The sequence below is a fragment of the Clostridioides sp. ES-S-0010-02 genome (assembly GCA_020641055.1).
Classification (GTDB): domain Bacteria; phylum Bacillota; class Clostridia; order Peptostreptococcales; family Peptostreptococcaceae; genus Clostridioides.
Window position 1 is genome coordinate 125,438 of record CP067345.1, and the last position, 9,563, is coordinate 135,000.

7 protein-coding genes, 1 tRNA gene, 2 rRNA genes, 1 other RNA gene and 1 other annotated feature (1 of these 12 cut by a window edge) are annotated in these 9,563 nt (G+C 33.9%); all 11 genes read right to left on the reverse strand.

Annotated features, from left to right (window positions below; all coding sequences use genetic code 11):
• Window positions 1-46: 46 nt before the first annotated feature.
• Complete coding sequence (gene recR, locus JJC01_00945; GenBank protein ID UDN58480.1) at window positions 47-646, reverse strand: recombination protein RecR; 600 nt, start codon at window positions 644-646, stop codon at window positions 47-49.
• A gap of 12 nt (window positions 647-658) precedes the next feature.
• A complete protein-coding gene (locus JJC01_00950) occupies window positions 659-1,009 on the reverse strand; it encodes a YbaB/EbfC family nucleoid-associated protein (GenBank protein UDN58481.1) in 351 nt (116 codons plus the stop codon).
• A 58-nt stretch (window positions 1,010-1,067) separates the two neighbouring features.
• Window positions 1,068-2,705, reverse strand: coding sequence for a DNA polymerase III subunit gamma/tau (dnaX, locus tag JJC01_00955; protein ID UDN58482.1), 1,638 nt, complete (start codon window positions 2,703-2,705; stop codon window positions 1,068-1,070).
• A 76-nt stretch (window positions 2,706-2,781) separates the two neighbouring features.
• An RNA gene (gene ffs, locus JJC01_00960) (signal recognition particle sRNA large type) lies at window positions 2,782-3,046 on the reverse strand.
• Between the two features lie 41 nt (window positions 3,047-3,087).
• Window positions 3,088-3,179: transfer RNA gene (locus tag JJC01_00965), tRNA-Ser, on the reverse strand.
• The gene (locus JJC01_00970; protein UDN58483.1) at window positions 3,180-3,635 is read right to left on the reverse strand and encodes a nucleoside deaminase; all 456 of its coding nucleotides are present in this window, start codon (window positions 3,633-3,635) and stop codon (window positions 3,180-3,182) included.
• A gap of 319 nt (window positions 3,636-3,954) precedes the next feature.
• Window positions 3,955-5,226 carry a serine--tRNA ligase gene (gene serS / locus JJC01_00975; GenBank protein ID UDN58484.1) on the reverse strand — a complete coding sequence of 424 codons (1,272 nt, stop codon included), beginning with the start codon at window positions 5,224-5,226 and terminating at the stop codon, window positions 3,955-3,957.
• Window positions 5,227-5,352: 126 nt separating this feature from the next.
• Window positions 5,353-5,558, reverse strand: a binding site (T-box leader).
• Between the two features lie 126 nt (window positions 5,559-5,684).
• Window positions 5,685-6,566, reverse strand: a complete 882-nt coding sequence (locus JJC01_00980) for a mechanosensitive ion channel (GenBank protein UDN58485.1) — start codon at window positions 6,564-6,566, stop codon at window positions 5,685-5,687.
• 11 nt (window positions 6,567-6,577) lie between these two features.
• Window positions 6,578-7,087 carry a transcription repressor NadR gene (locus JJC01_00985; GenBank protein UDN58486.1) on the reverse strand — a complete coding sequence of 170 codons (510 nt, stop codon included), beginning with the start codon at window positions 7,085-7,087 and terminating at the stop codon, window positions 6,578-6,580.
• 131 nt (window positions 7,088-7,218) lie between these two features.
• A 5S ribosomal RNA gene (gene rrf / locus JJC01_00990) occupies window positions 7,219-7,335 on the reverse strand.
• 115 nt (window positions 7,336-7,450) lie between these two features.
• Window positions 7,451-9,563, reverse strand: a 23S ribosomal RNA gene (locus JJC01_00995); it runs 784 nt beyond the window's last position.

The following is a 9,563-nucleotide window of genomic DNA, read 5'->3' on the forward strand; positions in this document are numbered from 1 at the left end:
ATTTAACTCCAAAAAATTACAAAAATCGAGGTAGTAACCTCGATTTTTATATTTCTCTTCTGCCTTCCAATGCTTTCGATATTGTAACTTCATCTGCATATTCTAAATCGCCTCCAACAGGAAGACCATGAGCTATCCTAGTAACTTTGATTCCCATTGGCTTTACTAATCTTGCAATATACATAGCTGTAGCTTCTCCTTCAATAGTAGGATTTGTAGCCATTATTATTTCTCTTACATCTTGATTACCAAGCCTTTGTATAAGCTCTTTTATTTTTAGCATATCTGGTCCAATACCATCCATTGGAGAAATAACCCCATTTAATACATGATATTGCCCTTTAAACTCTCTTATTCTCTCCATAGCTGCAACATCTCTCGGATCTTCTACCACACATATAGTACTAGAATCCCTATTCTTATTTGAGCACATACTACATGGGTCTGTATCTGTTATATTGCAACAAATTGAACAATACTTTATCTCTCTTTTTGCATCTATAATTGCCTTAGATAAAGCCTCCACATCATTAGTATTCATATTAATAATATGAAAAGCCAACCTTTGAGCAGTCTTTCTTCCAACTCCTGGAAGCTTTGAAAATTCTTCTATTAGTCTCGTTATCGGACCTGTATAAACTTGCATAAATATCACCTACTAGAATAACCCTGGTATATTCATACCTCCAGTTACCTTACTCATTTGATTTGCTTGTATATCATCAATATTTCTCAATGCTTGATTTACTGCACTTAAAACTAAATCCTGTAACATTTCTATATCGTCTGGATCAACAACTTCTGGTTTAATAGTTATATCTAAAACTTCTTTTTTACCATTAACTTTTACAGTAACTGCTCCTCCACCAACTGAAGCTTCTACTTCTTTATTTTCTAACTCTTGTTGAGCTTTTTGCATGTTTTCTTGCATCTTTTGAGCCTGTTTTAATAAATTATTCATATTTCCACCACCAGGCATCATTCCGCCTCCAAAACCTTTTTTAGCCATAAACACTATTCCTCCTAAACTTATTTTCATTTTATTATTATATCATAATAGTATTTTATTATTTACTTTCATTTTCATCAATACTATCTTTTATTTCTAGTATCTCTTCGTTTACTATGTTCTTTAGTATCTCTTCACCAATGTCTTTTTTTTCTTTAACTTCAAGATTTATATCTTTGACTTCTGATGACAATACTATTTTTACACTAAAGCTTCTATTTAAAACTTCTCTTATAGTCTTCTCTAGATAATTTATTGTATCTGGGGAGCTTAATCTAGTTTTTGCAAAATCAAATTTATCATCAAATATTACATATAACATGTTAGAATATACATTAAAACTTTTTACCTCACTTAAAAGAGCGTATATTGGCATTTTTTTATCTTTTTTAATTTGTTTAAGTATATTTTTCCATGATGATTCTATAAGTAGAACATCTTCATTTTTTACCTCTTCATAAACTATACTTTCTTTTTTTGAATCTATTTCTCTATTATCCTCATATTCCTTTTCTTTACCACTATCATTATTTGTAATTTTAAAGCTACCCATTTCAATCATTTTTTCCAAATTCTCAACCCTTTTAATAAGAGCTTCTTTACTTTCATCAAACATTGGCTGAGCAATCTTCATTATAGTTATTTCTACTAAGATTCTTGGATTTGAAGATGATTTTATATCATCTTGAGTTGTTGACAGTATATTTAAAATTCTTATTAAATCATTCATATCTATGTCCTCAGATTGAGATTTAAGTTGCTCTATAGTTTCTTCTGGTAATGAGATTATTTCATCTAATTCTGATGATACTTTGCAAACCATTAAATTTCTAAAATGGTCTATTAAATCATTTATAAGGTTTCTTATATCTTTACCCCATAAAACAAATTCATTTAATATTTCAAGAGATTTTTTAGTATCTTGTGCTACAATACATTGAGACAACTCAAATAATTGTTCTATATTCACGCTTCCCATCAACTCAACAACATCTTTATAGTCTACTGTATTTTCTCCAAATGATATACACTGATCTAATATGCTAAGAGCATCTCTAAGTGCTCCTTGAGAGTTTCTAGATATCAGATTAAGAGCTTTTTCATCTATGTCAATTCCTTCATCTTCACAAATTTTTTTCATCCTAAGAGTCATATCTTTAACAGTAACTCTTTTAAAATCGTATCTTTGGCAACGTGATAAAATAGTTGCAGGTATCTTATGAGGTTCCGTAGTAGCTAATATAAAGATTACATATGAGGGAGGTTCTTCTAATGTCTTTAACAATGCATTAAAAGCTCCTTGAGACAACATATGAACCTCATCTATTATATATACTTTATATTTAGCATTAGCTGGAGAATATTTTACACTTTCTCTAAGCTCTCTTATATCATCTACACTATTATTTGATGCTGCATCTATTTCTACAACATCCATTGTATTATCTTTTAATATTGATTCACATATTTCACACTCATTACAAGGTTCTTCATTCAATTTATTTAAACAATTTACTGCTCTTGAAAAAATTTTTGCAGTAGATGTCTTTCCAGTACCTCTTGTACCACAAAACAAATAGGCATGTCCTATATTATCATTGTATATTTGATTTTTTAAAGTCTTAATAATATGTTCTTGACCAACAACATCATCAAATCTTTGTGGCCTATATGCTCTATATAATGCTTTATGCATCTTTTTACCTCTCTTTAGTAAAATTAATAAAAAAATCCCTCATTATCTAAGGGATTAGTCTTTTATATATTAAATGCTGTACACCATCTATCGACTTAATTCCATAGGCGTTACCAAAACAGTTAGCTCAACTTAGGCACCCCCGCGGCACACAAAAGTGATCACTTACCGCTGCTTCCTTCCGGATCTGACGGGGTTCATGAGCTTTCATTGCGCAGGACCTAAGCATCAACACCACTTATTCAGGGCGGCCCTACAAAAAATAAGCCTTTAGATGGAATTCAATCCTGCTATAGCGGATTGCAGGTTACAGGGCACCGCTACCTCCCCATCTAGTACAGCAAAATTACAACCATATTTAATTACTTTTATTTATTGTTTCTGGCGGAGAGAGTGGGATTTGAACCCACGATACAGTTTTACCCATATACTCGCTTTCCAGGCGAGCGCCTTCGACCACTCGACCACCTCTCCTTAATCTCTTTTTCTTAATGCCTTAAAAAATTCTTGCAATATGATCGAGCATTCTTCTTGCAAAACATCAAAAGCCACTTTTACATTATTATTATCAAAATAATCTAATTTAAACTCATGCTGTTTCTCTATATATGAATTTTTTATATGTCTTGTCCCTATTATAAGCTTTTTTATTCTAGAATTAACTATTGCACCACTACACATTATACAAGGCTCTAGTGTAACATACAAATCACAATCTGTCAATCTCCATCCACCTAATTTTTCTGATGCTTGCTTTATCGCTAAAATTTCTGCATGAGCTGTAGAATCTTTCAATGTTTCTGTAAGGTTATGAGCCCTTGCTATTATCTGATTATCTTTAACTATAACAGCACCTATTGGTGTTTCTCTCTTATTATATGCTTTATATGCTTCTTTTAATGCTTCTTTCATATAAAATGAACTTTCCATAATTCCTCCCAAAACTTATAACAAACTTATCTTATCATAATTCATTTTATAATTCAACTTAATTTTATTTTGTTTATTTAATATATTGCTATACATAGCTACATTTAATTTAAATTAACCTAAAAAAATTTTTTCAACGTCTAATTAAATGTTGATTTATGAAAATATTTAGCTTTTTATGATGAATATTCTATTATATATATTAACATAAAAAAGTTATGAAATTATTAAATCTCATAACTTTTTCTAATTTACTATTTACTTACAGTATATTTTTAATCTTAAAATATATTATCACTTATATAATATTAATACATAATTATTTTATAACATCAACACCCATATAAGGTCTTAATTCTTCTGGAACCACTACAGAGCCATCTGCTTGTTGATAATTTTCTAATATAGCAGCTAAACATCTTCCTATAGCCAATCCAGAACCATTTAATGTATGAACATATTCTGCTTTTGATTTTTTATCCCTTTTAAATCTTATTCCCGCTCTTCTTGCTTGGAAATCTTCAAAGTTTGAACAAGAAGATATTTCTACATATCTATTATAACTTGGCATCCAAACTTCTAAATCATATTTAAAAGCAGCTGTAAATCCTAAGTCTCCTGTACATATTCTTACAACTCTATATGGAAGACCTAACATTTGTAACATAGTTTCAGCATCATGAGTTAATGATTCTAATTCCTTATAAGAATCCTCTGGTTTAACAAATTTAACTAATTCAACTTTATTGAATTGATGCTGTCTAACTAAACCTCTTGTGTCTCTTCCTGCTGAACCAGCTTCAGATCTAAAGCAAGGAGTATATGCACAATATTTTATTGGAAGTTCTGCAACATCTAATATCTCATTAGCATGTATATTTGTCACAGGTACTTCAGCTGTTGGTATTAAGAAATACTCTAGCCCTTCTATTTTAAACATATCTTCCTCAAATTTAGGAAGTTGGCCAGTGCCTATAAAACTATTTCTATTAGCCATAAATGGAGGTAAAACTTCTGTATATCCATGTTTAGCTGTATGAGTATTTAAGAAGAAATTCATTAAAGATCTTTCTAATCTAGCACCTAATCCTCTATATAAAGTAAATCTTGAACCAGTTATTTTTCCAGCTGTTTCAAAGTCTAATATCCCTAAACCAGTTCCTATATCCCAGTGAGCTTTATGTTCAAAATCAAATTTTGTAGGTTCTCCCCAAGTTCTTACTTGAACATTATCTTCATCTGTTTCACCTTGTGGCACATCTGGATGAGGTACATTTGGAATTCTCATCAATGCATATTCCATTTTTCCTTCAACTTCTTTTACTTTCTCATCAATACCTTTTATCTTGTCTGATAATTCTTTTAATCTTGCTTTTTCCTCTTCTACATCTTTTCCTTCTTTTATTAATTGTGGTATCTTTTTAGAGTTTACATTTAATTCATTTTTCATAACTTCAACTTCTTGAAGTATCTCTCTTCTTTTATTATCTAATTCCACTACAGCATCAAGGTCGAATTCTTTTTCGCCTCTTATTTCCATAGCTTTTTTAATATCATCTAAATTTTCTCTTATTCTTTTAATATCTAACATATTAATTCCTCCTAATAATTTTTATAATATAAATTAATAATTCCAATTTAAATTAAAACATTTTTAACTGCAAATTCTTAGTTTAAACAAATTTTGAAAATAAAAAAAGACCTCCGTTTACCCTATAAAAGGGACGAAAATCTTTTATCCGCGTTGCCACCCTAATTGATTATACCCATATGTACAATCCTCTCAGACCTGTAACGTAGGTAAACGTCTAGCTTTAACTAGAAGCTCTAGAGTAGATTCAAAAACCATTGTAATGAGTTCTCACCATCCACTCATTCTCTGAATACAACCTGTTTTTTACTATTTTCTTTCAATGCTTTTAACTAATTGTTTTATTTGATAATCATTATATTATATATATTAACATCTTTCAATACTATTATTCAATTTTTTTTAGAATTTTCTTTAATTTGTTATCTTGAATTTGATTTTTTTGTTTAATTAAAATATTATCTTTTATCTAAAGAATTTAAATTACTTGTGTTATTAAACAATAATGAAGCAGGAATAAATGGAACTTCTATTTTATTTTCATCAAATTTCTTTTTAACTTTTTCCATTATATCAAAGTATACATCCCAGTAATCATCAGTTTTAACCCAAGGCCTAGCAACTATTTGCATAGTATTATTACCTATAGAGTTTAACCCTATGATTGGCTTTGGATCATCTAGTATCCTTTTTTCATTTGTAAAAATTTCATTTAATATAGATTTAACCATATCTATATCGCTGTCATAAGAAATATTATACGAAAAATCTATTCTTCTTTTATTTTGATGTGTGTAATTAATTATATTATTACTTGTCAATTGAAAATTTGGTATTATTATAGTTTTATTATCTGGAGTTTTAAGAACAGTGCTAAATATTTGTATATCAGAAACTGTACCTTCCACACCTGACCCTTGAATATAATCACCTATATTGAATGGCTTAAAAAACAAAATAATCATGCCTGAACCTAGGTTTGATAATATTTCTTTAAATGCTAATCCTATACTAAATCCAGCTGCTCCTAAGACCGCTACAACTGATGTAGTTTGTATTCCTATAATACCTAAACTTATCAGTGATATGATGGATAGCATTGATATATATATACCATATACAATAAAATTATTTACACCTTTACTCATTCCATATTTAATTAGAAATTTAGAAACCATCTTTCTTACTATCTTAGCTATATAAATACCTATTATAAATATTGTTATTGCATATATAATATTTGGTATATTATCACTGAAATTATTAAGCATATTTTCTAAAGTTCTCTTCGTTATATTACTATTTGTTGAAGTAGTCTTAGCCAATGACAAAAAATTCATTTAACTCCTCCTTATGATAATATTCCACTGTCATCTAGTTTTTTTATTATATCTTCAATAGTTTTTTCTTTGAGTGCTTCAATTGTATGAATATGACTACATTCTGTTAAAACTGATAATTGTTTAAACTCATTTGTTTCAACTTTTATCATAAAATCATCTATATCCATTTTAGAATAAATATTAAGTTCCGCAGTTATTTGACCATATGTCGGATGATTTACAATAACATCTTTTACAATTCCACCCAAATCTACAATAATTCTTAGTTCTTCATAAATTTCTTGGGGATTTCTATGATTTTTACATTTTATTTGTCTGGAAAAATATGGTTGATTATATATTATATATCCTTGAGGTGTCGCTATTATTTCAAAACCTTTAGCTCTTATAAGCGCTATATCTTGTACTATTACTTGTCTGCTTACATTTAATAGCTCTGCTAGCACTCCACCTTTTACAGGATGCTTGGATTCCTTTAAAATATCTATTAATTTGTTTCTTCTTTCATTAGAATTCATATCATACCTTCTTTCTAAATCAAAACTTTTTGTCTATATTATATAATTCTATATTTTATCTTAGTATAAATCAATACAGAGTTTATATTCTGTTTAATTTTAGATTTTATAGCAAACAATAAAAAAAGACTACGTGGCTACGTCCTACTCTCCCAGGCAGTTTCCCACCAAGTACCATCAGCGCTAGAGAGCTTAACTTCTGTGTTCGGAATGGGAACAGGTGTATCCTCTCTGCTATTGTAACCACATAATCTCTATGCTTAATATTACTATTAAGTTTTTGAAACTAATAAAACTAGATTCTTTAGAGTTATCACTCTAAAAACTACATATATATTTTAATCAATGAACATCAAATAAATATTGGTCAAGTCCTCGACCTATTAGTATCGATAAGCTAAATACATTGCTGCACTTACACCTTCGACCTATCAACCAGATAGTCTTTCTGGGGTCTTACCCTTGCGGTGGGAAATCTTATCTTGAAGTTGGCTTCGCGCTTAGATGCTTTCAGCGCTTATCCATTCCGTACATAGCTACCCAGCCATGCCCTTGGCAGAACAACTGGTACACCAGAGGTACGTCCATCCCGGTCCTCTCGTACTAAGGACAGGTCTCCTCAAATTTCCTACGCCTGCGACGGATAGGGACCGAACTGTCTCACGACGTTCTGAACCCAGCTCGCGTACCACTTTAATGGGCGAACAGCCCAACCCTTGGGACCTACTACAGCCCCAGGATGTGATGAGCCGACATCGAGGTGCCAAACCTCCCCGTCGATGTGGACTCTTGGGGAGATAAGCCTGTTATCCCCAGGGTAGCTTTTATCCGTTGAGCGATGGCCCTTCCACGCAGAACCACCGGATCACTAAGTCCGATTTTCATCCTTGCTCGACCTGTATGTCTTGCAATCAAGCTCTCTTTTGCCTTTACACTCTACGTACGATTTCCGACCGTACTGAGAGAACCTTTGAGCGCCTCCGTTACCTTTTGGGAGGCGACCGCCCCAGTCAAACTGCCCACCTGACAGTGTCCCAAGACCAGATTCATGGCCTATGGTTAGAGTCCCAGTACTACAAGGGTGGTATCCCAAGGATGGCTCCGCCAAAACTGGCGTCCTGGTTTCAAAGCCTCCCACCTATCCTGTACATGTAGTACCAAGACCCAATGTCAAGCTACAGTAAAGCTCCATGGGGTCTTTCCGTCCTGTCGCAGGTATCCGGCATCTTCACCGGAATTACAATTTCACCGAGTCTGTTGTTGAGACAGTGCCCAAATCGTTACGCCTTTCGTGCGGGTCGGAACTTACCCGACAAGGAATTTCGCTACCTTAGGACCGTTATAGTTACGGCCGCCGTTTACTGGGGCTTAAGTTCACTGCTTCGATTACTCTAACAGATCCCCTTAACCTTCCAGCACCGGGCAGGCGTCAGCTCCTATACATCGTCTTGCGACTTAGCAGAAACCTATGTTTTTGGTAAACAGTCGCTTGGGCCTATTCTCTGCGGCCACCGTATGGTGGCACCCCTTATCCCTAAGTTACGGGGTCATTTTGCCGAGTTCCTTAACAACAGTTCTCTCGCGGGCCTTAGGATACTCTCCTCACCCACCTGTGTCGGTTTGCGGTACGGGTACCTTTAACCTCGATAGAGACTTTTCTTGACAGTGTGAAATCAGCTACTTCGCTACTAAATTTCGCTCCCCATCACATCCCAGCATTATCAAAGCGGATTTACCTACTCTGACTGCCTCAATGCTTGGGCACACATAACCAACAGTGTGCTTAGCTTATCCTACTGTGTCATCCCATCTCTCAAACGGTTATCGGTAGTACAGGAATATCAACCTGTTGTCCATCACCTACGCCTTTCGGCCTCAGCTTAGGTCCCGACTAACCCAGGGCGGACGAACCTTCCCCTGGAAACCTTGGGTTTACGGCCTGTGGGATTCTCACCCACATCTCGCTACTCATGCCAACATTCTCACTCCCATACTGTCCACATGTCCTTACGGTCATGCTTCAACCCGTATGGGAAGCTCCCCTACCCATCATTACTGATGCCGTAGCTTCGGTAGTAAGTTTTAGCCCCGGAAATCTTCGGCGCAGGATCACTCGACCAGTGAGCTATTACGCACTCTTTGAATGAGTGGCTGCTTCTAAGCCAACATCCTGGTTGTCTGTGCAATCCCACATCCTTTACCACTTAACTTACATTTAGGGACCTTAGCTGACGATCTGGGCTGTTGCCCTTTCGACTATGAATCTTATCACCCACAGTCTGACTCCCAAGTATAAGATGACGGCATTCGGAGTTTGATAGTCTTCGGTAGGTGCAATACCCCTAGGACATTCAGTGCTCTACCTCCGTATCTCTCACCTTGAGGCTAGCCCTAAAGCTATTTCGGGGAGAACCAGCTATCTCCGGGCTCGATTGGAATTTCACCGCTACCCACAAGTCATCCCCGAGCTTTTCAA

Bases quoted from the DNA above. Each gene is read 5' to 3' on its own strand.
- JJC01_00980 (UDN58485.1), bottom strand. From the start codon at position 6,566: ATGAATTTTTTGTCATTGGCTAAGACTACTTCAACAAATAGTAATATA.
- JJC01_00970 (UDN58483.1), bottom strand. From the start codon at position 3,635: ATGGAAAGTTCATTTTATATGAAAGAAGCATTAAAAGAAGCATATAAA.
- dnaX (UDN58482.1), bottom strand. From the start codon at position 2,705: ATGCATAAAGCATTATATAGAGCATATAGGCCACAAAGATTTGATGAT.
- JJC01_00950 (UDN58481.1), bottom strand. From the start codon at position 1,009: ATGGCTAAAAAAGGTTTTGGAGGCGGAATGATGCCTGGTGGTGGAAAT.
- JJC01_00985 (UDN58486.1), bottom strand. From the start codon at position 7,087: ATGAATTCTAATGAAAGAAGAAACAAATTAATAGATATTTTAAAGGAA.
- recR (UDN58480.1), bottom strand. From the start codon at position 646: ATGCAAGTTTATACAGGTCCGATAACGAGACTAATAGAAGAATTTTCA.
- serS (UDN58484.1), bottom strand. From the start codon at position 5,226: ATGTTAGATATTAAAAGAATAAGAGAAAATTTAGATGATATTAAAAAA.